Annotated in this window: 21 protein-coding genes, 2 pseudogenes and 1 other annotated feature; of the genes and pseudogenes, 4 read left to right on the plus strand and 19 right to left on the minus strand. The window is 67.2% G+C overall.

The window, feature by feature from the left end:
- The first annotated feature begins 22 nt into the window (after window positions 1-22).
- Complete coding sequence (locus RT051_RS06525; protein ID WP_313073930.1) at window positions 23-916, plus strand: DUF5710 domain-containing protein; 894 nt, start codon at window positions 23-25, stop codon at window positions 914-916.
- Here the strand turns inward: RT051_RS06525 and RT051_RS06530 are convergent.
- Window positions 871-2,102, minus strand: a protein-coding gene (locus RT051_RS06530) for an IS3 family transposase (RefSeq protein ID WP_409520560.1) whose coding sequence is annotated in 2 segments (ribosomal slippage) — window positions 871-1,811 and window positions 1,811-2,102 — 1,233 coding nt in all. Because the reading frame shifts where the segments join, the coding sequence is not laid out codon by codon here. The genes RT051_RS06525 and RT051_RS06530 overlap by 46 nt on opposite strands.
- Window positions 1,708-1,824: a sequence feature (AL1L pseudoknot), on the minus strand. It overlaps the preceding gene by 117 nt.
- On the opposite strand from RT051_RS06530, the gene RT051_RS06535 reads away from it, so the two are divergent.
- A protein-coding gene (locus RT051_RS06535) for an IS3 family transposase (protein ID WP_313073934.1) occupies window positions 2,005-3,215 on the plus strand; the annotation gives its coding sequence in 2 pieces (ribosomal slippage) (window positions 2,005-2,317 and window positions 2,317-3,215; 1,212 coding nt in all). The two genes, RT051_RS06530 and RT051_RS06535, sit on opposite strands and share 98 nt — an antisense overlap.
- 22 nt (window positions 3,216-3,237) lie before the next feature.
- On the opposite strand, the pseudogene RT051_RS06540 reads toward RT051_RS06535, so the two are convergent.
- The 5 genes and pseudogenes from RT051_RS06540 to RT051_RS06560 form a co-directional block, all read right to left on the minus strand.
- Window positions 3,238-4,306: pseudogene (locus tag RT051_RS06540) on the minus strand (tyrosine-type recombinase/integrase); the annotation flags it as partial.
- A gap of 301 nt (window positions 4,307-4,607) precedes the next feature.
- Window positions 4,608-6,224, minus strand: a complete 1,617-nt coding sequence (gene guaA / locus RT051_RS06545) for a glutamine-hydrolyzing GMP synthase (RefSeq protein WP_313073937.1) — start codon at window positions 6,222-6,224, stop codon at window positions 4,608-4,610.
- Window positions 6,225-6,296: 72 nt separating this feature from the next.
- Window positions 6,297-7,772, minus strand: coding sequence for an IMP dehydrogenase (guaB, locus tag RT051_RS06550; protein WP_313073940.1), 1,476 nt, complete (start codon window positions 7,770-7,772; stop codon window positions 6,297-6,299).
- A gap of 55 nt (window positions 7,773-7,827) precedes the next feature.
- Entirely contained in the window at window positions 7,828-8,166 is a 339-nt protein-coding gene (locus RT051_RS06555) for an RnfH family protein (protein ID WP_313073942.1), read from the minus strand.
- Window positions 8,159-8,599, minus strand: coding sequence for a type II toxin-antitoxin system RatA family toxin (locus RT051_RS06560; protein ID WP_313073945.1), 441 nt, complete (start codon window positions 8,597-8,599; stop codon window positions 8,159-8,161). The genes RT051_RS06555 and RT051_RS06560 overlap by 8 nt, the downstream gene beginning before the upstream one ends.
- A gap of 106 nt (window positions 8,600-8,705) precedes the next feature.
- Between RT051_RS06560 and smpB the strand changes: the two genes are divergently transcribed.
- Together smpB and RT051_RS06570 are read left to right on the plus strand one after the other, a co-directional pair.
- On the plus strand, window positions 8,706-9,179 hold the full coding sequence (gene smpB / locus RT051_RS06565) for an SsrA-binding protein SmpB (protein ID WP_313073948.1): 474 nt from the start codon (window positions 8,706-8,708) through the stop codon (window positions 9,177-9,179).
- A gap of 103 nt (window positions 9,180-9,282) precedes the next feature.
- Complete coding sequence (locus RT051_RS06570; protein ID WP_313073952.1) at window positions 9,283-9,678, plus strand: ATP-binding protein; 396 nt, start codon at window positions 9,283-9,285, stop codon at window positions 9,676-9,678.
- A 75-nt stretch (window positions 9,679-9,753) separates the two neighbouring features.
- Here RT051_RS06570 and RT051_RS06575 read toward each other — a convergent pair whose 3' ends face one another.
- The 13 genes and pseudogenes from RT051_RS06575 to RT051_RS06635 all read right to left on the minus strand — a co-directional run.
- Window positions 9,754-10,845, minus strand: a complete 1,092-nt coding sequence (locus RT051_RS06575; RefSeq protein WP_313073974.1) for an enoyl-CoA hydratase/isomerase family protein — start codon at window positions 10,843-10,845, stop codon at window positions 9,754-9,756.
- Between the two features lie 2 nt (window positions 10,846-10,847).
- Window positions 10,848-11,690 carry a DMT family transporter gene (locus RT051_RS06580; RefSeq protein WP_312305791.1) on the minus strand — a complete coding sequence of 281 codons (843 nt, stop codon included), beginning with the start codon at window positions 11,688-11,690 and terminating at the stop codon, window positions 10,848-10,850.
- 76 nt (window positions 11,691-11,766) lie between these two features.
- Window positions 11,767-13,596 carry a translational GTPase TypA gene (typA, locus tag RT051_RS06585; RefSeq protein ID WP_313073954.1) on the minus strand — a complete coding sequence of 610 codons (1,830 nt, stop codon included), beginning with the start codon at window positions 13,594-13,596 and terminating at the stop codon, window positions 11,767-11,769.
- 58 nt (window positions 13,597-13,654) lie between these two features.
- Complete coding sequence (gene truB / locus RT051_RS06590) at window positions 13,655-14,650, minus strand: tRNA pseudouridine(55) synthase TruB (protein ID WP_313073958.1); 996 nt, start codon at window positions 14,648-14,650, stop codon at window positions 13,655-13,657.
- Window positions 14,647-15,030 (minus strand): 30S ribosome-binding factor RbfA, encoded by a 384-nt coding sequence (gene rbfA, locus RT051_RS06595; protein ID WP_313073960.1) that lies wholly within the window; start codon window positions 15,028-15,030, stop codon window positions 14,647-14,649. The genes truB and rbfA overlap by 4 nt, the downstream gene beginning before the upstream one ends.
- Window positions 15,031-15,055: 25 nt before the next feature.
- Window positions 15,056-17,869, minus strand: a complete 2,814-nt coding sequence (infB, locus tag RT051_RS06600) for a translation initiation factor IF-2 (protein WP_313073963.1) — start codon at window positions 17,867-17,869, stop codon at window positions 15,056-15,058.
- 24 nt (window positions 17,870-17,893) lie between these two features.
- A complete protein-coding gene (gene nusA / locus RT051_RS06605) occupies window positions 17,894-19,381 on the minus strand; it encodes a transcription termination factor NusA (protein ID WP_313073966.1) in 1,488 nt (495 codons plus the stop codon).
- Between the two features lie 100 nt (window positions 19,382-19,481).
- Entirely contained in the window at window positions 19,482-20,057 is a 576-nt protein-coding gene (gene rimP, locus RT051_RS06610) for a ribosome maturation factor RimP (protein ID WP_313073969.1), read from the minus strand.
- A gap of 233 nt (window positions 20,058-20,290) precedes the next feature.
- On the minus strand, window positions 20,291-20,650 hold the full coding sequence (locus RT051_RS06615) for a thioredoxin family protein (protein WP_313073977.1): 360 nt from the start codon (window positions 20,648-20,650) through the stop codon (window positions 20,291-20,293).
- Window positions 20,651-20,681: 31 nt separating this feature from the next.
- On the minus strand, window positions 20,682-21,995 hold the full coding sequence (locus tag RT051_RS06620; protein ID WP_409520561.1) for a cytochrome c: 1,314 nt from the start codon (window positions 21,993-21,995) through the stop codon (window positions 20,682-20,684).
- Complete coding sequence (locus tag RT051_RS06625) at window positions 21,992-22,612, minus strand: c-type cytochrome (protein ID WP_313073982.1); 621 nt, start codon at window positions 22,610-22,612, stop codon at window positions 21,992-21,994. The genes RT051_RS06620 and RT051_RS06625 overlap by 4 nt, the downstream gene beginning before the upstream one ends.
- A gap of 112 nt (window positions 22,613-22,724) precedes the next feature.
- Window positions 22,725-23,489: an SDR family oxidoreductase gene (locus tag RT051_RS06630; RefSeq protein ID WP_313073971.1), complete on the minus strand. Its 765-nt coding sequence runs from the start codon at window positions 23,487-23,489 to the stop codon at window positions 22,725-22,727.
- 36 nt (window positions 23,490-23,525) lie between these two features.
- Window positions 23,526-23,827 (minus strand): annotated as a pseudogene (locus RT051_RS06635) (hypothetical protein); the annotation flags it as partial.

The following is a 23,827-nucleotide window of genomic DNA, read 5'->3' on the forward strand; positions in this document are numbered from 1 at the left end:
CTTGCCCCTCCCCCAGCCAGCCATGCCCCTCACCTACCTCAACGTCGAATACGCTCAGCGCGGCGCCGTAAAGGCGCTCGGTGCAAGGTGGGATGCAGAGGCGCGCAAATGGTTTGTGCCCGAGGGGCGTGACCTGGCACCCTTTGGCGCTTGGCTGCCTGCTGAGCGGCGGTTCACCGACACGGCTGTTGCGGAATCCAGCATCGGTGCCGTGCAAGTGCAGCGTCGAGGCAAGTCGCTATCGCTGCTCTTGGCCGGTGTGGCGGATGCTGTCAATCGGACCTTCCACCAGGGCGAGTGGACTATCGTCGACGTCGTGCAGGTCTCCGTCAGGAAGCATGTGTTCCTGGAGCTTGCCGAGCGAGACTCAAATGGCGTCGTGCTTGCCAAGGCGAATGCCATGATCTGGGCCAGCATCGCCGACCAGATCCTGCCGCCGTTCGAAGCGGCAACTGGGATGTCCATCGGACCGGGCATGAAGCTGCTCGTGCGGGCTCGCCCCATATTCAACGTGCAGTACGGCTTCAGGCTCATCCTCGATGCCATTGACCCGGACTTCACTCTGGGCGAGCTTGAGGCACGCAAGCGTGAAATTCGCGCGCGCCTGCAACAACAGGACCTGTGGGGACTCAACAAGGCGTTGGACTTTCCTTGGGACTTCCGCGCCGTGCTTGTGATTGCACCAGAGGACGCTGCCGGGCTCGGCGACTTCCGTGCCGAAGCTCAACGGCTGGACCGTGCCGGTGTTTGCCGCTTTGTCTACGCACACAGCCGCTTTCAGGGTCCTGGCGCCGCAGAGGAGATCATTGAGGCAGCTCGCACTGCGCTGACTGAACCGCCCCGGGATTCGTGGAGGCTGTTTGGTTTAAGTCAGGCCGCCATCGTGCTGGCCTTACAGGCGAGATGCCGCCAGTAGTTTGCCTCAGCTTCTGCAGGCGGGATGTACCCGATGGGCTCCAGCAGTCGGTGGTGGTTGAACCACGCCACCCATTCAAGCGTCGCCAATTCAACGGACTCCTTGGTTTTCCACGGTGCCCGGCGGTGAATCAGCTCGGCCTTGTACAGGCCATTGATCGTCTCGGCCAGGGCGTTGTCATAGGAGTTGCCCTTGCTGCCCACAGACGGCTCAATACCCGCTTCTGCCAGCCGCTCGGTGTACCGAATGCTGACGTACCGAGAGCCGCGATCCGAGTGACACACAAGGCTGCCATCGCGTTCAGGCTGCCGGGCATGCAGGGCCTGCTCCAGTGCATCGAGCACGAAGTGCGTGCGCATCGAACTGCTCACACGCCAGCCCACGATGCGACGAGCAAACACGTCGATGACGAAGGCTACATAGAGCCATCCCTGCCAGGTCGACACGTATGTGAAGTCCGAGACCCATAGTTGATTCGGGCGCTCGGCACGAAACTGCCGGTTGACGAGGTCCAGCGGGCAAGCAGCCTTGGCGTCACTGATAGTGGTGCGCACGACCTTGCCGCGCATTACGCCACGCAGTCCCATGCGGCGCATCAGGCGCTCGACCGTACATCTCGCCACGACCGTGCCCTCGCGTGCCAACTGCCGCCAGACCTTGTCGGCGCCGTAGACCTGCATGTTGGCCTGCCAGACGCGCTGTATCTCCGGCACGAGGACATCATCGCGGCGCGCTCTGGCGCAGCGTTTGTGCGGCTCGCGCAGCAGCGCCGCGTGTCTTCGATCCCCCGACGGGGCGATCTGCAATACCTTGCAGACCGGCTCGACCCCGAAAGTGTTGCGGTGCTTGTCGATGAAGTCCCTCAGGACTTGAGTCGGCGGTCGAGCTCCGCCTGGGCGAAAAACGCGCTGGCCAGCTTCAGAATCTCGTTGGCCCGGCGCAGTTCCTTGACCTCGCGCTCCAGGTCCTTCACACGCTGTGCCTCGCTGGTAGTGACGCCTTCGCGCACACCCTTATCGACTTCGACACGCTTTACCCATTCATGCAGCGTCTGCGGCACGCAGCCAATCTTGGGGGCGATAGATTCAATGGCTGCCCACAGCGATGGGTACTCCCCCCGGTGCTCCTGCACCATCCTCACAGCCCGCTCACGGACTTCGGGCGAGAACTTGTTCGACTTCTTCATAGCTCAATCCTCTCAGAGAAAAAAGCCTCCTCAAAAGCCGGGGCGGTTCACCTCCTCAAAAGCCGGGGCGGTTCAGCGGGCCAAGTACGGCGGCCTGCAGGTCAGCGAGGCCGTGCGGCTGCGTGAACTCGAAGCCGAGAACGGCAAGCTCAAGAAGCTGCTGGCCGAGGCGCACCTGGACATGCACGCGCTCAAGAGCGTGCTGGGCGTAAAGCGCTAGCCCCGCAAGTGCGCCGGGACGCTGCGCGTCGCATGGTGGACGAACACCAATTGAGCGAACGCCGCGCCTGTCGCCTTGTGGGGCTGAGCCGAGATGCGTACCGCCACCCGCCGGCGGCGAGCACGGAGAATCAGACCTTGAGCGAAGCCATCAAGACCATCGCGCTGCAGCGACGCCGCTTCGGCTACCGCCGCGTGCACGACCTGCTTCGCGCGATCCACCCCGGCGTCAACCACAAGCGCGTGTACCGGCTGTACCGGGCTGCGGACCTGGCGGTGCGCAAGCGCGCCAAGGCCAAGCGCCCGGTGGGTGCGCGCACGCCGCTGGTGGCGGCCAGCCACATCAACGCCACCTGGAGCATGGACTTCGTCTCGGACAGCCTGTGCAGCGGCCGGCGTCTGAAGTGTCTGACGGTGGCCGACGACTTCAGCCACGAGTGCGTGGACATTGCGGTGGACTTCGGCATTGGCGGCGAGTACGTCACCCGGTTGCTGGACCAGGCGGCGCGGTTCAGGGGCTACCCCCAGGCGGTTCGCACCGACAACGGGCCGGAGTTCACCAGCCGGGCCTTCCTGGGCTGGACTCAGCGGCATGGCATCAAGCACATCCTCATCGAGCCGGGTGTGCCGACGCAGAACGGCTACATCGAGAGCTTCAACGGCAAGTTCCGCGACGAGTGTCTGAACGAGCACTGGTTCGAGACGCTGGCCCAGGCTCGTGCTGTGATCCAGGCCTGGGCGCAGGACTACAACGAGGTGCGCCCGCATTCAAGCATCGGCCGCATGCCGCCCAGGTCCTTCGCACGCCTTCAGCGGCAGCAGGCTGCTGATGAAAGTTCAACTTCAACCGCCTCACTGGCGATACCCTTGACCCCCAGGGCTCCCTCGCAATGACTGGTACGGCGAGTGGGGGCAGGTCAATCCAGTCGCGGTTGAAGCCGATTTCGTTCAGCAGCGTCGAGCCGGTGCGGCGCAGGTCGTGGACGGTGAATGGCTGCAGCGGCAGACCCTTGGCCTTAGCGCCTTCTGCCACGAGCATCGTGATGCGATTCAAGGTCGCATTGGACATGCACCGCCGTGGATCGTAGCGAAAAGGAAAGACGAAGCTGGAGCCTGCGGCGCAGGCGTGCAGCGTGACGAAGATGTCGAGCGCCTGGCGCGACAGATAGACCACGTGCGCGTTGCGCCCCTTCATCCGCTGCTTTGGGATCGTCCACGTCGCGTTCTCGAAATCGACCTCATCCCAGGTGGCTTGGATCAGTTCGCTCTTGCGCACCAGCGTCAGCAGGATCAGGCGCAACGCCAGCTTGATGGTCGGATAGGTCGCCACCGTCTCCAGTTGCTGCACCGTCAGCCGGATTTCCAGAGGCGACAGGGCACGATCCTTCGGCACAAAGGTAGCGATCGAGGACGGTCCCACGCTGTCGGCCGGGTTGACCACCTTTTCGCCGTGGGCGATTGCGTAGACGTAGACCTGCTTCACGATGTCCCGGATCTGCACCGCGGTGGCCGGCTGCCCCGCGCTCCTTGACCTTGTTGCACAAGATCCGCAGGTCTTCGGCTTGGATTTAGGTCAGCAGGCGATTCTGGAAGACCGGCAGGATGTCCCGGTCGATGATGTGCATGCGCGCGGCGCGGGTGCTGTCGGCCCACCTCGTATGGGCGAGGAACGTCTCCATCGCCGCGCCGAAGGTCTTGATGGCGCGAACCCGGCGCTTGTCGCGTTGCTTTTCCAGCGCGGGCGAGATGCCCTGGAGAACGGCTTTGCGCGCCTCCAGGAGCAGTTCGCGCGCCATTGCCAGCGAAATACCACCTGGCCCGTAGCGGCCGATGGTCAAGGTCTCACGGCGGCCGTTGAGACGGTAGTCGTATCGGAAGGTGACGGTATTTGCGGGCGATACCGTCACGTACATCCCATCCCGGTCAGAAACCTTATAAGTCAATGACTTAGGCTTCAGATTGCGCAGCGCTGTGTCGGTCAGCATCGAGGTTTTCTCCTGTTTTTTTGACGGCTTTTACCGTCAGGGACCAGGAGACCCGCTGATGCCCGGAAAGCCGCATGAAACAAGCTTTCCCGAGAAGGCTTTTACCGTCAAAGACGGTAAAAGCCTCAATAGTGAACGAGAGTGTCTTAATTCCGCATCAATTCTTACCGTCAGCGCTACCGTCAACCGTTTTTGCTGGCCGACGATAGCTACCGATAGATGCCGAGACGTATTTCCTTACAAATCAACACGTTACGGCAGCTTTGTCGATAGCTGGCGATAGTCCCCGAAGGACCCGATTTCACTCCCACTCGATGGTCGCCGGCGGCTTGCTCGACACGTCGTAGGTCACGCGGTTGATGCCGCGCACTTCGTTGATGATTCGTCCTGAGACGCGTTTCAGGAGCGCATACGGCAGCTCGGCCCAGTCGGCGGTCATGAAATCGGTGGTCTGCACGGCGCGCAGGGCCACCACATAGTCATATGTGCGGCCGTCGCCCATCACGCCCACGCTTTTCACGGGCAGGAACACGGCGAACGCCTGGCTGGTCAGCTCGTACCAGCTCTTGCCCGTGGCCGGGTCCACCGTATTGCGCAGCTCTTCGATGAAGACGGCGTCGGCGCGGCGCAGCAGGTCGGCGTATTCCTTTTTCACCTCACCCAGGATGCGCACGCCCAGGCCCGGGCCGGGGAAGGGATGACGATAGACCATCTCGCGCGGCAGGCCCAGGGCCAGGCCCAGTTCGCGCACCTCGTCCTTGAACAGGTCGCGCAGCGGCTCCAGCAGCTTCAGGCCCAGCTGCTCGGGCAGGCCGCCGACGTTGTGGTGGCTCTTGATGGTGACGGCCTTTTTGCTCTTGGCGCCGCCGGACTCGATCACGTCCGGGTAGATGGTGCCCTGGGCCAGGAAGGTGACGCCCCGGTGGCCGCCGCCGGCGGTCTTGAGCTTTTCAGCCTCGCCCTTGAACACGTCCACGAACAGGCCGCCGATGATCTTGCGCTTTTGCTCGGGCTCGCTCACCCCGGCCAGCTTGCCCAGGAACAGTTCGCTCGCGTCCACGCGGATGACGCGGGCGTGCAGCTTGCCGGCGATCATCTCCATGACCATGTCGCCCTCGTGCAGGCGCAAGAGGCCGTGGTCCACGAAGACACACGTCAGGCGGTCGCCGATGGCGCGGTGGATCAGCGCGGCAGCGACGCTCGAATCGACGCCGCCCGACAGGCCCAGCAGCACTTCCTCGTCGCCCACCTGCTCGCGGATGCGCGCCACGGCCTCATCGACGTAATTGCCCATGACCCAGTCGGGCCGGGCGCCGCAAATTTGCAGCACGAAGCGCGCCAGCAGCGCCGCGCCCTGCGGCGTGTGCGTGACCTCGGGGTGAAACTGCACGGCGTAGTAGTGCCGCGCCTCATCGGCCATGCCGGCAATCGGACACGACGCGGTGGAGGCCATCAGCTTGAAGCCGGGCGGCAGCTCGGTGACCTTGTCGCCGTGGCTCATCCAGACTTTCAGCATGCCGTGGCCCTCGGCCGTGGCGAAGTCCTGGATGTCCTTGAGGAGCTGGGTGTGGCCGTGTGCGCGCACCTCGGCGTAGCCGAATTCGCGCTGGTGCGAACCCTCGACCTTGCCGCCCAGCTGCATGGCCATGGTCTGCATGCCGTAGCAGATGCCCAGCACCGGCAGGCCGAGCTCGAACACGGCGTCCGGCGCGCGGTCATCGACCTCGTACACGCTGGCGTGGCTGCCCGACAGGATCACGCCCTTCAAGCGCCCATCGGCGGCGAACTCGCGCACCCACTCGCTGCTCACGTCGCATGGGTGCACCTCGCAATACACCTGCGCCTCGCGCACGCGGCGGGCGATGAGCTGGGTGACCTGGGAGCCGAAGTCGAGGATGAGGATCTTGTCGTGCTGCATGGCGGTTTTGAAACAAATCAGCGCCCGGCCCTTATGTATCAAGGGCCGGGCGCTATCAATACTGAAGTGCGCTCAGTCGGCGCGATAGTTGGGCGCTTCCTTGACGATCTGCACGTCGTGGACGTGCGACTCGCGGATGCCGGCGGCGGTGATCTCGACAAACTCGGCCTTGTCGTTCATCTCGGCGATGGTGGCGCAGCCGCAGTAGCCCATGGCCGCGCGTACCCCGCCGGCCATCTGGAACACGATGGAGACCATGGAGCCCTTGTAGGGCACGCGGCCTTCGATGCCCTCGGGCACCAGCTTGTCGGCGTTGGGGTTGCCGGTGGTGGCTTCCTGGAAGTAGCGGTCGGCGCTGCCCTGCTGCATGGCGCCGATGGAGCCCATGCCGCGGTAGCTCTTGTAGCTGCGACCCTGGTACAGGATGACCTCGCCGGGCGCCTCTTCGGTGCCGGCGAACATGCCGCCCATCATCACTGTGGATGCGCCCGCCGCGATGGCCTTGGCGATGTCGCCCGAGAAGCGGATGCCGCCATCGGCGATCAGCGGCACGCCCGTGCCCTGGAGCGCCGTGGCCACGCTGTCGATGGCCATGATTTGCGGCACACCCACGCCAGCGACGATGCGCGTGGTGCAGATGGAGCCTGGGCCGATGCCGACCTTCACCGCGTCCGCGCCGGCCTCGACCAGCGCCAGCGCCGCCGCGCCGGTGGCGATGTTGCCGCCGATGACATCGACCTGCGGATAGTTCTGCTTGACCCAGCGCACGCGCTCGATCACGCCCTTGCTGTGGCCATGCGCGGTGTCCACCACCAGTGCGTCGACGCCGGCCTTGACCAGCAGGTCCACACGCTCCTCGGTGCCCGGGCCCACGCCCACGGCGGCGGCCACGCGCAAGCTGCCAGTGGCGTCGCGTGCGGCGTTGGGGAAGATGGTCTGCTTGTTGATGTCCTTGACGGTGATCAGGCCCTTCAATTCGAAGGCGTCATTGACCACCAGCAGGCGTTCGAGCTTGTGGCGGTTCAGCAGCTGCTTGGCCTCGGCCGGTGTGGTGCCGTCCTTTTCATTGACGGTGATCAGGCGCTCGCGCGGCGTCATGATCTCGCGCACCTTGACGTCGTAGCGCGTCTCGAAACGCACGTCGCGGCTGGTCACGATGCCGACCACCTTGCCGCCGTCGCACACCGGAAAGCCCGAGATGCCCAAGTTCTCCGAGAGTTCGAGCACCTGCAGCACGGTGTGCTCGGGGGTGATGACCACCGGGTCGTGCACCACGCCGGACTCATGGCGCTTGACCTTGGACACTTCCGCCGCCTGCTGCTCGGCCGTCATGTTCTTGTGGATGACGCCGATGCCGCCCTCCTGGGCGATGGCGATGGCCAGGCGCGCCTCGGTCACGGTGTCCATGGCGGCGGACACCAGGGGCAGGTTGAGCTGGATGTTGCGGGTAAAGCGCGTGGCTAGGGAGGTGTCCTTCGGGAGGACCTGGGAGTACGCCGGCACCAGCAACACGTCGTCGAAGGTGAGCGCTTTTCCAAGAAGGCGCATGAGTTTGGCTCCAAAAGATGGATTGTAGCCACGGCCCGCGCCCCGGGCAGGCGCCTCAGTAGCCCGGCTTGGCGCCGGGCCGGCGCTGGGCGAATAGGCCGGCCGTGCGTGCACCCTGGCGGGCAAAGCGCTGGCGGCGGGCCAGTTTCGGGTCCACCCGCAGGGGGCGGCAGCCTTCGACGCGATCGCCGTCGGCCAGGGGCTGCGACAGCGGTACGGCACGTGTCCAGATGCCGAACTCCAGGCTCGCCCGCTCGGCCGCGTCCAGGGCACAGGCCTGCAGGGCATCAGCCACGGTGGCGCCCCGGGGCAGCTGCAGCGTCCATTCGCGCACTTCGCCCGGATGCAGCGAGACGCTCACCGTGACGGCCAGCGGCGCGCCGTCCTCAGCCATAGACCTGCTCGGCGCGCTTGATGAAGGCGTCGACCAGCGTCGCCGCGATACGGTCGAACACGGGGCCCACAACCAGAGCGAGCGCCCGGCTGTCAAAGCCATAGCTCAGCGTGAGCTCGACCTTGCACGCGCGCTGGGTGCTGTCGCCCACGGGGTGGAATTGCCAGTCGCCCTGCAGCTGGGAAAACGGCCCCTCGACCAGCTCCAGCACCACCCGCCGCCCCTCCTCATGGGTGTTGCGCGTGACGAAGGACTTCTTGATGCCGCCAAAGGCGATCCCCACCTCGGCCGTCATCCCATGCTCGCGCTGCTCCAGCACCCGGGCATGGTCGCACCATGGCAGAAACTGCGGGTAGCGCGCCACATCGGTGACGAGAGCGAACATTTCTCCGGGGCTGTACCAGATGAGGACGGATTTGTTGACGGTTTTCATGTGAGCCAGTGTGCGCCAGCGCGCCCCCTAGAATCGACGGCGCGGGACGGCTGGCATTGTAGGGAAGGCCCTTTCATCCTGCCATTCGCACCGCATGTAGAGAACCATGGCCAAGAAACCCGATCCCCATCCGCGCATCGCCGAGAACAAGAAGGCGCAATTCAATTATTTCTTCGAGGAGCGCCACGAAGCCGGCATGGTGTTGCACGGCTGGGAGGTGAAGGCGCTGCGCAGCGGCAAGGCGCAGCTGACCGATGGCTATGTGGTCATCAAGAATGGCGAACTCTTCCTGCTGGGCTGCCAGATCAACCCGCTGCGCACGGCCTCCACCCACGTAAACCCCGACGCGGCGCGCATCAAGAAGCTGCTGATGCACAAGGACGAGATCCGCCGCCTGATCGGCAAGGTGGAGCAAAAGGGCTACACGCTGGTGCCGCTCAAGCTCTACTGGAAGGACGGCCGCGCCAAGTGCGAGATTGCCCTGGCCAAGGGCAAGGCCGAGCATGACAAGCGCGACACCATCAAGGAGCGCGAAGGCAAGCGCGAGGTGGAGCGGGTCATGAAAAGCCGCCACCGCTGAGCCTGCCGCGGCAGGATCGGCGCTGGAAGACGGCCTTTTCTCCGACATTGCCCGCCCCGGAGGCGCTCCTACACTGCGCCGGTGTTTCAACCAGGAGCGTCCGATGAAAGCCTTTGCCACCGCCCTCATGACCACCGCCCTGCTGGCCGGCTGCGCCAGCGGCCCGTTCTCGCACGGCAGCGACGCCCGCGGGCCGGACATGCCCACCCGCGCCGCCGACGGTCGCCTGATCGGCCCCAACGGCAATACGCTCTACGTCTATGGCCAGGACCGGGATGGCGCATCGAGCTGCTATGACCAGTGTGCCACCAACTGGCCGCCCCTCACCGTCGCCCCCACCGCCCGGCCCATGGGCGACTACACCATCATCACGCGCTCGGACGGCACGCGCCAGTGGGCCTACAAGGGCCAGCCGCTGTACTACTTCGTCCGCGACACCAAGCCGGGCGACATGGCCGGCCACGGTATGGGCGGCCACTGGAAGACGGTGCGCCCCTGAACTGCTGAGCCCGCTCGTGGGCACACCGGCCCCATGACACTGCCGGGATGGCTGCGCCGCCATCCCGGCTTTTTTTCAGCGCAGCCCCGCCAGCGGGTGCGCCCAGGCCGGCCACGGGCTATGGAAGAACGCCTGCACCAGGCCCGGGGCCACGTCCTCGACGCGCGCCGGGTTCCACCGGGGCGCATGGTCCTTGTCCACGGCCAGCGCGCGGATGCCCTCCACCGTCTCGCTCTCGCCAGGACGCAGGTAGAAGCAGTGGCGCACCATGTCGCGCTCCATGCGCAGGTCCTCGGCCAGCGTCATGCCGCGCGCGCGGCGGATCTGCTCGAGCACCACGTGCAGCATCAGCGGCGAGCGCTTGCGCAGCAGCGCGGCGGTGGCGCGCTCCCACTCGCCCTCGACGGCCTCCAGCGCGTGCAGGATGGCCGTGGCTCCGGGCAGCGCGAAATATTGGTCGATTTGGGCTGTTTCCGTTACCTGGCAAGGGCCTGCAGCTACGAATTTCGAAGCAACGAAATCCTGCACCGCCTGGCCGTCGGCAAACGGCTGCTGGCCCAGCTGCTCCCACACGGCGGCCTGCTGGCCGGAGGGCAGGAAGCCGTCGGCCAGCTTGAAGGCGATGGCGTCGGCCGCGCCTATGGTCTCGCCGGTGAGTGCCAGCCACTCGCCCACCCGGCCCGGGCAGCACGACAGGAAGTAGCCGCCGCCCACGTCCGGGAACAGGCCGATGATGGTCTCGGGCATGGCCATCTTGGTGCGCTCGGTCACGATGCGCAGGCTGCCGCCCTGGCTGATGCCCATGCCGCCGCCCATGACGATGCCGTCCATGAAGGCGATGTAGGGCTTGCCGAAGGTGTGGATCAGGTGGTTGAGGGCGTATTCCTCGGTGAAGAAGTCCTCCAGCTCGGGGTTGCCCGTGCTGCCCGCGGCGTGCAGGAAGCGGATGTCGCCGCCCGCACAGAAGGCTCCGAAGGCGCCCTCGCGCCCATTGCCGCGGATGGCCACGGCCAGCACCTTGTCGTCATGCTGCCAGGCCAGCAGCGCAGCCATCAGATCGCGCACCATGGCCAGCGACAGCGCGTTCAGCGCCTTGGGCCGGTTCAGCGTGATGCAGCCGACCTGCCCTCGCACCTCTGCCACGATCTCGCCGCTCTTCATCTCCATCGTCATTGTTGTTGCTCCTTCCATCCAAGCAGTTCGTTGAAAACCAGTGCGGCGATGACCAGCGTGCCGCCCATCAAAACGGCGGCCGCCGGCTTCTCGCCCGCGCCCACCCAGGTCAGCAGGATGCCGAAAATGACCTCCAGCAGGCCCAGCAGGGCAATCTCGGGCGCCTTGAGCACGCGCCCGCAATAAACCACCAGCACGCAGGGGATGGCCAGCTGCACCAGGCCCAGCAGGGCCAGCAGCGCCAAGTCGCGCCCCGAAGCGGCAAACGGCAGCGCCCAGGGCAGCGTGGCCAGCGCCGACAGCGCCGCGCCGATGAACACCGCCGGCACCAGGTCCACCGCGTGGCCCTGCGTCTGGGCGCGCTGCACCACCGTCCAGTTGACGGCGGCGGCCACCGGAATGCACAGCGCCACCGCCAAGCCCAGGGGTGACAGGTTGCCAACCTCGGCTCCGTACATCCAGACGATGCCGGCGCCCGCCATGGCAATGGCGCACCAGGTGCGCGGCGCAATGCGGTGCCCGATGAACACCCGCGCCAACAGGGCGGTGAGCAGTGGCCCGGCGGCCATGGTGACCAGCACGTTGGCCACGGGCATGAGGGTGATGCCGACCATGAAGGCGGTGAACATCACGCTCCAGCACACACCCGACAGCCACAGCGGGGCGCTGGCGCGCAGCACCGGTGCGAGGGCGGTACGCCCGCGCAGCGCGGGCAGGATCACCATCAGCGACAGCAGCATGAAGAAGCTGCGCCAGAAGGTGATCTCGAAGCTGCGCGCCTGCTCCAGATGGCGCGTGACCACGCCGGCAATCGACCACATGAGCGCGGCGGCAGCCATCAGCCAGACCGCGCGGCCATGCGTGAGGCCGGCGGGCGTGGCGGCAGGAGGAACGGTCAGCGTGCCGTCCACGGCATCAGGCGCTTTCGCGGCTGGCGCGCTTGCGCTCGTGTTCCTTCAGGTAGCGCTTGCGCAGGCGGATGCTCTTGGGCGTGATCTCCACCAGCTCGTCGTCCTCGATGAACTCCACGCCGTACTCCAGCGTCAGGTCAATGGGCGGGGTGACCTTGATGGCGTCTTCCTTGCCGGATACGCGGAAGTTGGTCAGCTGCTTGGTGCGTGTGGCATTCACCACCAGGTCGTTGTCGCGGTTGTGCACGCCGACGATCATGCCCTCGTACACCGGGTCGTTGGCGCGCACGAACATGCGGCCGCGGTCATCGAGCTTGCCCAGGGCATAGGTGAAGATTTCGCCGTCGTCCATGCTGATCAGCACACCGTTCTTGCGCCCGCCGATGTCGCCGCGGTGCGGCTCGTAGCCGTCGAAGATGTTGCTGATCAGGCCGGAGCCGCGCGTCAGGTTCAGGAATTCGTTGGTGAAGCCGATCAGGCCGCGCGCCGGGATGCGGTATTCCAGCCGCACGCGCCCGCGTCCGTCGGATTCCATGTTCACCAGCTCGCCCTTCCTCTCGCCCAGCGCCTGCATCACGCCGCCCTGGTGGCCTTCCTCAATGTCCGCCGTGACGAGTTCAATCGGCTCGCAGCGCTCGCCATCGATCTCCTTGAAGACCACGCGCGGCTTGCCGACGGCCATCTCATAGCCCTCGCGGCGCATCTCCTCCAGCAGGATGGTCAGGTGCAGCTCGCCGCGGCCGGCGAGTTCGAACACGCCGTCTTCGGCGGTTTCCTTGACGCGCAGGGCGACGTTGGAGCGCAGCTCCTTTTGCAGCCGGTCCCAGATCTGGCGGCTGGTGACGAACTTGCCCTCGCGCCCGGCCAGCGGCGAGGTGTTGACGCCGAGGTTCATGGTCAAGGTCGGCTCATCGATCTTGAGCATGGGCAGCGGATTGGGCTTGGCCGGATCGGTGATGGTCTCGCCAATGCCGACGTTCTCGATGCCGTTGATGAGCACGATCTCGCCGGGGCCGGCCTCGCTGACCTGCACCCGGTCCAGGCCCTGGAACTGGTGGATCTGGTTCACTCGGCCCTTGTAGCTGTCGCCATCGACACCATGCATGACCAGCACGTCCTGGCCGGCGCGCAGCACGCCCGCATTGATGCGGCCCACGCCGATGCGGCCGACGAAGGTGGAGTAGTCCAGCGCCGAGATCTGCAGCTGCAGCGGCGCGGCCGGGTCGCCGCCGGCCACGGGCACGTGGCTCAGGACGGTATCGAATAGCGCCGACATGTCCGGGCCCCATTGTTCGCCCGGCTGGCCCTGTTCCAGCGAACTCCAGCCGTTGATGCCGGAGGCATAGACCACGGGGAAGTCCAGCTGCTCGTCGGTGGCGCCCAGCTTGTCGAACAGGTCGAACGCGGCGTTGACCACCTTGTCCGGGTTGGCGCCGGGCTTGTCGACCTTGTTGACGACGACGATGGGCTTCAAACCCAGCGCCAGCGCCTTCTTGGTCACGAAGCGCGTCTGCGGCATGGGGCCTTCCTGCGCGTCGATCAGCAGCACCACGCCGTCGACCATGGACAGGGCGCGCTCCACCTCGCCGCCGAAGTCGGCGTGGCCGGGCGTGTCCAGGATGTTGATGTGCGTGCCCTTCCAGGACGCGGCGCAGTTCTTGGCCAGGATGGTGATGCCGCGCTCGCGTTCGATGGCGTTGTTGTCCATCACGGTATCGACCACTTTTTCGTGGGCGGCGAAGGTGCCCGACTGGCGCAGCAGCTGGTCGACCATGGTGGTCTTGCCGTGGTCCACGTGGGCAATGATGGCGATGTTGCGGATTTGTTTGCTCATGGCGTTGTCTGGTTGGATGGCTGGTGCCTGGGCTGGCAATCTGTCTGGTGGGGAATCTTCAAGGGGGCCCGCCGCCGGGGTCGGGCACGGGCGGGGGGCCCTGCAGGATCTGCTGGATCTCCAGCGGGCTGAGCAGCCGGTCCGGAATCAGCTCGCCGCCGCGTACGTGACCCACGCCCAGCAGCGCGCGCGGCCGCTCGGCATGCACGGCCACGGCCGACGCGTCGGGCCAGCTGCCGCGCCGGCGCAGGCCCGACAGGAAGCGCCCGGCCTCCTGCTCGTCCAGGGTGATGCCGACATGCCCTGCCAGCAGCGTCTCGACGGGCTGCACCCGGGCCAGGCGCCCCTGCTCGTCGAGGGCTTCGAGCTCCTGCAGGGTGATGCACCCGGTCACCTGCAGGCCGCCGGTTTCGGTGCGCCGCAGGCCAATCAGGTGCGCGCCGCAGCCCAGCGCCTCGCCCAGGTCTTCGGCCAGGGTGCGGATGTAGGTGCCTTTGCTGCAGCGGACTACCATTTTGATAGCTGCATGCCCTTTCCCCACAACGGTTGAGGCCAGATTCAGCTCAAAAATCTCGACCTCGCGTGCGGGCCGCTCGACCTCGATGCCGGCGCGGGCGTATTCATAAAGCGCACGCCCGTCCTTCTTCAGGGCGCTGTGCATGGGCGGCACCTGGCGGATGCGCCCCAGGAACTGCCGGCGCGCCGCTTCCAGGCGCTCGGGCGCGAGCTGCGCGGGGTCGACCGCGCGCTCCTGCAGCACCACGCCCTCGGCGTCGCCAGTGCTGGTCGTCGTGCCCAGCAGGGCGATGGCCTCGTAGGTCTTGGGGGCATCGAGCTGCAGCGCACTGAACTTGGTTGCCGCGCCGAAGCACAGCGGCAGCACGCCGGTGGCCAACGGGTCGAGCGTGCCGGTGTGGCCGGCCTTCTCGGCGCGCAGCAGCCACTTGGCCTTCTGCAGGGCGTCGTTGGAGGACAGGCCCAGGGGCTTGTCCAGCAGCAGCACTCCGTGCACCGGGCGCCGCTGCACCCGGATGCGGGGAGCGCGTGCCGTCATTGCCCGTCGTCGTCCTTGGAACGCGAGGCCACGGCGCGCGCGATCAGCGCGTTCATGTCGGCCGCCCGCTCGGGCGTGCGGTCATACACGAAGTGCAGCGTGGGCACGGTGTGGATGTGCAGGCGCTTGAACAGGCCGTTGCGCAGGAAGCCCGCCGCCTGGGTCAGGGCCTCGCGGCTGGCCTCGGGGTCGCCCACCAGCACGCTGAAGAAGACCTTGGCGTGCGCGTAGTCGGGCGTCACCTCGACGCCCTGCAGCGTCACCATGCCGATGCGCGGGTCCTTGAGCTCACGGATGAGCTCAGTGAGGTCGCGCTGGATCTGGTCCGCGACCTTGAAGCCGCGGTGCTGGCCGGAGCTGGCGGACTTGCGTGCTGCCATCGTCGCTTCCCGTTCGCGCCACGCCTCACAGCGTGCGCGCGATCTCCTTGATGTCGAAGAACTCGAGCTGATCACCCTCGCGGATGTCGTTGTAGTTCTTGAGCTTGATACCGCACTCGAAGCCTTCGCGCACTTCCTTGACGTCGTCCTTCATGCGGCGCAGCGACTCGACCTCGCCCGTGTAGATGACCACGTTGTCGCGCAGCAGGCGGAAGCGTGCGTTGCGGTGCACCATGCCCTGCGTGATGTAGGAGCCCGCCACCGTGCCGATCTTGGAGGCAACGAACACCGTGCGAATCTCGGCCATACCGATGACTTCCTCGCGCTGCTCGGGAGCCAGCATGCCGGACATGGCGACCTTGAGCTCATCCACAGCGTCGTAGATGATGCCGTAGTAGCGCAGATCCACGCCGTGAGTCTCGGCCAGCTTGCGCGCACCGGCGTCGGCCCGCACGTTGAAGCCGATGATGATGGCTTTGGATGCCAGCGCCAGGTTCACGTCGGACTCGCTGATGCCGCCCACGCCGGCATACACCAGCTGCACCTTGACCTCGTCGGTCGAGAGCTTGAGCAACGACTGCGACAGCGCTTCCTGCGAGCCCTGCACGTCGGCCTTGACGATGATGGGCAGGTGCTGCACCTCGCCCGCCTGCATGTCGGCGAACATGTTTTCCAGCTTGGCGGCCTGCTGGCGGGCGAGCTTGGTGTTGCGGAACTTGCCGGCGCGGTAGGTGGCGATTTCGCGGGCGCGGCGCTCGTCCTGCAGCACCATGAATTCGTCGCCGGCCAGAGGCACTTCGGACAGGCCCTGGATCTCCACCGGAATGGAGGGGCCGGCCTCGCGCGTCGTGCGGCCGTTCTCGTCGGTCATGGCGCGCACGCGGCCGAAGGTCTGGCCTGCCAGCACCACGTCGCCCACCTTGAGCGTGCCCGACTGCACCAGCACCGTGGCCACGGGGCCGCGGCCCTTGTCCAGCTGCGCCTCGATCACCAGGCCCTTGGCCAGGGCCTCGACGGGAGCCTTCAGCTCCAGCACCTCGGCCTGCAGCAGCACCTGCTCCAGCAACTCGTCGATGCCCATGCCGGTCTTGGACGACACCGCCACGAAGGGCGAGTCGCCGCCGTATTCCTCGGGCACCACCTGCTCGGCCACCAGCTCCTGCTTGACGCGCTCGGGGTTGGCCTCGTGCTTGTCAGCCTTGGTGATGGCCACGACGATGGGCACCCCCGCCGCCTTGGCGTGCTTGATGGCCTCGCGCGTCTGGGGCATCACGCCGTCGTCGGCAGCGCAGACCAGGATGACGATGTCGGTGGCTTGGGCACCGCGGGCACGCATGGCGGTGAACGCCTCGTGGCCGGGGGTATCCAGGAAGGTGACGATGCCGCGCGGCGTCTCGACGTGGTAGGCGCCGATATGCTGCGTGATGCCGCCGGCCTCGCCCGGCGCGACCTTGGCGCGGCGGATGTAGTCCAGCAGCGAGGTCTTGCCGTGGTCCACGTGGCCCATGACGGTGACCACTGGTGCGCGCGACACGGCCTCGGCCTGATGGCCGGAGACTTCCTCGGCGGTGAAGGCTTCCGGATCGTCCAGCGCCGCCACCTTGGCGGTGTGGCCCATTTCCTCGACCACGATCATGGCCGTGTCCTGGTCCAGGGGCTGGTTGATGGTGACCATCTGGCCCATCTTCATCAGCACCTTGATCAGCTCGGACGCCTTGATGGCCATCTTGTGCGCGAGTTCTGCCACCGTGATGGTCTCGGGCACGTGCACTTCCAGCGCACGGAACTCCGCCGGCGCGGCCGCCTGATGGCGATCGTCGCCCCGGTCGCCCCGGCGGCCGCGCGGACCGCCGCGCCAGTTGCTGCGGCCCACGCCGCCACTGCTGTCGCCGCGGGTCTTGATTTCCTTCTTCTTGGTCGCGTCATTGGCCCAGCTGGACGACAGCTTGGCCGACTTGAGCTCCTTGCCGCCTGCAGGCGCAGCGCCCGGGCGGGCGCCGGTCGCGCCGGCAGCGGGCTTTTGCAGCGTGCCCTTCTTGGCGTCGGCGGTTGCCGTCTTGGCAGCAGGCTTGGGCTCTTCGGGCTTCTTGGCCACCAGCACCTTGCGCGGCGCGGCCATCATGGCGCGGATGGCCTCGGCCTCGGCCAGGGCCTTGCGGCGGCGGTCTTCCAGGTCGGCGGCGCGCGCTGCCTCTTCGGCAGCGCGGGCCTGCGACTCGGCCTCGGCCTTGGCGCGGGACTCGGCCTGCGCGGCAGCACGTGCCTGGGCATCGGCCTCGGCCTCGCGGCGAGCTTCCTCGCGTTCGGCGTTTTCCTGGGCCTTCTTGCCGGCCTGCTGTGCCGCGTAGGCGGCGGCGCGCTCTTCAGCCTCGCGCTCACGCTGCTCGCGGCGCTCGCGCTCGGCGCGCTCCTCGGCCAAAGCCACCTCCTGGCGGCTGATCAGCTCGGCCTGGCGGCGCGCCTCCTCGGCGCGGCGGGCCAGCTCCTGGTCCTCGGCGGAGGGCGCGGGCGGGGGTGCGGCGGTGGCCTCGGCGGGGTCGTCACGCTTGATGAAGGTGCGCTTCTTGCGCACCTCCACCTGGATGGTGCGTGCACGCCCGGAGGCATCGGCCTGCTTGATTTCGCTGGTGGATTTCTTGGTCAACGTGATCTTCTTGCGGTCCGTGCCTGCGGTGCCATGGCTGGCTTGCAGGTAGGACAGCAGTTTCTGCTTGTCGCCCTCGGTCAGGGCGTCAGAGGCAGAGGACTTTGCCACTCCGGCCGACTTGAGCTGGTCAAGCAGGTCCTGGGGCGTTTTCTTGAGTTCGGCAGCAAACTCGGCGACTGTGTTGTTCGACATATTTCGTTCGTCCCTCCCCGACCTTTATTCCTGCTCCTGATCGAACCAGTGCTCACGCGCCTTCAGGATCAGGGCCTTGGCCTCTTCCTCAGTTTGGCCGGTCAGTTCGGTCAGCTCGTCAATGGCCAGATCGGCCAAGTCATCGCGGGTGTGCACGCCGCCCTCGGCCAGCTTGGCCAACAGCTCGGGGCCCACCCCTTCGAGTTCGCGCAGGTCCTGCGACACGCTGCCCACGCTCGCCTCGCGGGCGATCTCCATGGTGAGCAGGGCGTCCTTGGCGCGTGCGCGCAATTCATTCACCGTGTCCTCATCGAAGCTCTCGATCTCCAGCAGCTCGGACAGCGGCACGTAGGCCACCTCCTCCAGGTTCTCGAAGCCTTCCTCGATCAGGGTGTCGGCGATTTCCTCATCCACGTCGAGCTTTTCCATGAACAGCTTGCGCAGGGTGCTGCTTTCCTCGGCCTGCTTCTGGGCCGACTCGGCTGCGTCCATGATGTTGATCTTCCAGCCCGTGAGGTCGGAGGCCAGGCGCACGTTCTGGCCGCCGCGGCCGATGGCAATCGCCAGGTTTTCCTCGTCGACCACCACGTCCATGGCGTGCTTTTCCTCGTCGACCACGATGGAGGACACGTTGGCCGGCGCCAGCGCGCCGATCACGAACTGCGCCGGGTCGTCCGACCAGAGCACGATGTCCACGCGCTCGCCGGCCAGCTCGTTGGTCACGGCATTCACCCGCGTGCCGCGCACGCCGACGCAGGTGCCGATGGGATCGACGCGCTTGTCGTGGCTGAGGACGGCGATCTTGGCGCGGCTGCCGGCGTCGCGGGCGCAGCTCTTGATTTCCAGCAGTCCTTGCTCGATCTCCGGCACCTCGTTGCGGAACAGCTCCATCATGAACTCGGGCGCCGAACGCGACAGGATGATGGGAGCGCCTCGCAGGGTCAGGTCCACATCCATGATCATGGCGCGCACGCGGTCGCCGTTGCGCAGGTTTTCCTTGGGAATCATCTCGCCGCGGCGCAGGCGGCCTTCGACGCGGCCGCTCTCGACGATGATGTCGCCCTTGTCCATGCGCTTGACGGTGCCGGTGAAAATCTTGTCGCCGCGGCTCATGAAGTCGGACAGCAGCATCTCGCGCTCGGCATCGCGGATCTTCTGCAGGATGACCTGCTTGGCCGCCATGGCGCCGATGCGCCCGATGGGCACGGACTCCACGGCCTCCTCGATGTAGTCGCCCACTTCGACACCTTCGACGCGCTCCTGCGCGTCCATAAGCAGCTCTTCGGCCTCGGGGTTCTGCAGCCCGGCATCGTCGGGCACCACCAGCCAGCGGCGGAAGGTCTCGTACTCGCCGCTGTCGCGGTCGATGGCCACGCGGATGTCCACCTCACCCTCGTACAGCTTCTTGGTGGCTTGCGCCAGGGCCGATTCCACGGCGCCCAGCACCACGTCGCGCTCGACGTTCTTCTCGCGCGAGATGGCATCCACCAACATCAACAGTTCGCGATTCATAAAGGCGACTCTCCTGTTTCTCAATTCCTGGCGGCGCCTGTCTGAACAACGGCGGCCCGCCACGCTTTGTGTGTTTGTTTGCTTGGCTTGTATTGCTGCCTCAGTCCGAGGCCGGCCCGGGCTTGGCAGCCCGGCCCTTGAAATTCACGATGGGGGCCAGCCGCACCTCGCGCAGCTCGTCGAGCGTGAAGCCCAGCGCCTGCAGTGGCGCCGGCGCGCGCTTCTTGCTCACGCGCTGGCCGGGCTTGACCGGAGGCTCGTCGCTCCAGACGATCTGCCAGCCGCCCTCCTCGGCACGCTCCAGGGTGCCGCGAAACTTCTTGCGGTTGGCGGCAACTGCGCCGCCGGCGGCCGCCCCTATGGGCTGGCGCAGCGTGAGGTCCACCACCTCGCCCTGGAAACGGATGAAATCCTGCTCGTGGCGCAGCGGCCGATCGATGCCCGGCGAGGACACTTCGAGGCGGCTGTAGTCCACGCCATCGACCTCGAGGGCGAACTGCAGCTGGCGGGTCACCTTCTCGCAGTCCTCCACGGTGACGAACTGCTCTTGCGCAGCGCCCTCCACCCAGGGCATGTCGATGGTGATGCGCAGCAAGCCTCCTGCGGAGCGCTCGATCTCCACCAGGTCATACCCCAGTCCGGTGACGGTCTGTTCAACGATTTGCTGCAATGCCACGTGTCTGCGCTCTGCCTGAAAAACCCGATTCATACGGCCCGGGCAGCAAGCCCGCCCACGGGCCAGACAAATGAAACGCCAAAAAAAAAGGGCGGTTGATACCCGCCCGTTTGGTCGTGAAGCGCGTATTGTATCCGCGAAAACCAGGGAATGCAAAAGCCCGCGGCATGCATCTTGCATGGCGCCTCGGGAAACGAGGTGGGGCCGCAGCGCGCAGGCGCCGCGGCACGTGCTCACCGGCTTGCCATGATGCTCTCGAGAAGACGTTGCGCGTCCGGGTCGGCGGGCGCTGCGTCAGGGGTTTCCCTGAGACTGTCGATCAGGCGCGTCAGCACCCCCGGCTGGGGCAGCACCGTGCCGAAGAACCGGGCTCGCCCGCCGCCGCCGATCAGCACCGTGGGGAAGGTTTCGACGTCGAGATCGCCCACGATGTCCTCCTCGTCCTCCACGTCCACCCAGGCCAGGCGCAGACCTGGGCGGGCCAGGGCCTCGAACGTCGGGCGGTACTCGCGGCACACGCCGCACCACTGCGCGCACAGGCAGACCACCCACCACTCCTGCCCTTGTGCGGCCTGCCCGGCCCCGCTGTCCATGCTCATCTGCTCTCTGGCGCCGTGCGCCGTTTCACGAGCCGCGCCGCTCGCGGGCACGGTGGACCGCCATCGTATCCACTTCGCCGGCCTCGTTGCCCCAGGCGTTGCGAATGTAGGAGAGCACGGCGGCGATTTCCACGTCGCTCAGCTTCTGCATGAAAGGCGGCATGCCGTACGGGCGCGGATTGCCCGCCGTGGCCGGCAGGTAGCCGCCCTGCAGCACCACACGCACGAGGTTGGTGGGCTCGGCGAGCACGACGGCACGGTTGCCCGCCAGTGCCGGAAAAGCGCCCTCCTCGCCTTCGCCCCGGCTGCCATGGCAGGAGGCGCAGTGTTGTTCATAAAGCTTCTCGCCCTGGCGCAGCACGCCCGCGGACGGGCGCGGCCCGGGCACCGCCGGCCTGTTGCGCACGGGCAGCGATTGCAAATACACGGCTGCAGCGCGCACGTCGGCTTCGCTCCAGTGCTGGAGGCTGTGGAACACCACCTCGGCCATCGGCCCGGAGACGCCCGCGCGTGGCGAGACGCCCGTTCGCAGCAGGGCCTCGACCTCCGGCAGCGGCCAGTCGGCAACGCCGCCCTCACGCGGGTTGTCGAGCGCTGGCGCATACCAGCCCTGCCCGGCCACCATGCCGCCGGCAAGCCCCGCGCCCGAGCGTGCAGCGCCCCAGGCGTTGCGTGGCGTATGGCAGGCCGCGCAGTGGCCCAGGCCCTGGACCAGATAGGCTCCGCGGTTGCGCTGCGCCAGGAGTGCGTCCTCGTCGGCCGGCCGGTCCGGCGGCTGCACGCCGGGGCGGAAAAACAGCGCGCGCCACACGGCCAGCGCCGCCTGGGTGTTGAAGGGAAATCGCAGCGCATGCGGCGCCGCTGCCCGGTCCACCGGCGGCAGGCTGCGCAGGTAGGCAAAGAGGGCGTCCGAATCTTCCCGCGTGACCTGGGTGTAGCTCGGATAGGGGAAGGCCGGGTACAGCAGGCGGCCGTCGCGCGAGCGGCCGTTGTGCAGCGCGCGCCAGAACTGCGCCCCCGTCCAGCGTCCCAGGCCCGCGCCTTCGTGCGGCGTGAGATTGGGCGCGCTCACCACGCCGAACGGCGTCTGGATGCCAGGCCCGCCCGCATAGGGCGGCTGGCCGGGTGTCGTATGGCAGCCGGCGCAATTGCCCACCCGGGCCAGGTAGGCCCCACGGACGATGATTTCGGGGGTGGCGGGGACGGCCACTTCATGCGCCGGCAGCGGCGCCTCATCGAGCCGGTTGAGCACGACCACGGCCACCACCACGGCGGCCAGCACCAGGCACAGCGCCGTCCAGGCCCGAACCAGAGTGCGGCGGCGCCCCCCCGGCTTCACGGCCCCGCCCCCTGCACGCCGCCGCAGCGCAGCGGCAGTTCGGCGACCGGGCCGGACTGCGGCGCGGCGCCCGGCGGCACCGGCTGGGTAGACAGCCAGGCCGCCACGGCACCCACGTCCTGCGCATCGAGCCGGCGCGCCAGCTCGGCCATGCAGTCGGGCGCCTGGGCATGGCGTTGGCCGGTCTGCCAGGCTCCCAGCTGGCTGGCCACGTAGTCGCGCGACAGACCGAGCAGGCCGGGCAGCCAGGGCGCCACGCCCATCAACGCCTGTCCGTGGCAGCTCACACAGGCAGGTATGTCACGGGTCTTGTCGCCGTGCAGCGCCAGTTGCCTGCCGCGCTCGAGCAGGCTGGCGGGCAGCTGCGCCGCCGGGGCCGGCGCGTAAGGCAACTGCAGGCTGGCGAAGTGCTGCGCCATTTCTCGCAGGTAGTCGTCCGTCAGGTGCTCGAGCAGATAGGACATCTGCGGATAGCTGCGCCGACCCTCGCGGAAGTTGAGCAACTGGTTGTAAAGATACCCCGCGGGCTTACCCGCGATGCGCGGAAAGTAGCCCTGCGGCGTGGCCTGGCCCTGCCTGCCGTGGCAGGCTGTGCAGGCCAGCGTGCGCCGCTGCATGCCGTCCGGATCGGTGCCACTGCCGGGCACCGGCTGCGCCAGCGCGGCGCCTGCCAGTGCCACGGCCGCGCAGGCCCCGCCCAGCCAGCGCCGCCCACGGCGGAGCGCGCCCTCAGCCACGGCCCACAAAAGGCATCTTGGTGGCCATCACGGTATGGAACAGCACGTTGGCCGACAGCGGCAGGTCGGCCATGTAGCGCACCGACTGCCCGACGATCCCCACGTCGATCATGGGCTCGGAGGCGATCTCGCCATTGGCCTGCAGCACGCCCTGCGTCATGCGCTCGGCCAGTTCGGTGTGGGCGTTGCCCACGTCGATCTGTCCCACGGCGATGTCGTACGTGCGCCCGTCGAGCGATGCTGCACGGGTCAGCCCCGCCACGGCGTGCTTGGTGGCCGTATAGGCGATGGAGTTGGGGCGCGGCACGTGGGCCGAGATGGAGCCGTTGTTGATGATGCGGCCGCCGCGTGGCGCCTGGGCCTTCATGACGCGAAAGGCGCTCTGGATGCACCAGAACATGCCATTCAGGTTCACGTCCACCACGCTGCGCCACTGCTGCACGCTCAGGTCTTCCAGAGGCACGGCGGGCGCGCCCGTGCCAGCGTTGTTGAACAGCAGGTCGATGCGGCCGAAGTGCTGCGCCACGCGGTCGAACAACGCCTGCACGGCCTGCGGGTCGGTGACGTCCGCAGGCACCGCGAAGGCGCGCGCGCCGGCCTGCGACTCCTGCGCCACCTGTGCCAGCAGCGCCTCGCGCCGGCCGGTCAGCGCGACGCGCCACCCGTCTGCCAGCAGCGCCAGCGCCGCGGCCCTGCCGATTCCCGTCCCGGCGCCGGTGACGAGCGCCACCCGCGGCGCAGTCTCTGCCTGTGCCATGACTTTCGATTCCTCCTGCATGGGTTCTCCGAGCGCTCAGGAGCGCGAACGGCCTGTCTTGCGCGCACCCGTCCTGGCGCCATTCTTGCCCTTGCCCTTGGTGTCGCCAGTGCGCGGCGCCGAGGCTGGAGCGGATTTTCCGCGCTTGCGCGCCGCCGGGGCGGCCTCGGCGGCGTCTGGGGCCGCGCCCTCGTCCGTTCCGGCACCGCGCTCGGCAGCGCGGCGCCGCGCGCCCTCGCGGCCCTTGCCCGGGGTACCCGCGGGAGGCAGTAGATCGTCGCGCACCAGGCGAAAGTCGATGCGCCGCCCGTCGAGGTCCACGCGGCTGACCTGCACGC

Source organism: Melaminivora sp., from assembly GCF_032059615.1.
In the GTDB taxonomy this organism is placed as follows: Bacteria; Pseudomonadota; Gammaproteobacteria; order Burkholderiales; family Burkholderiaceae_C; genus Melaminivora.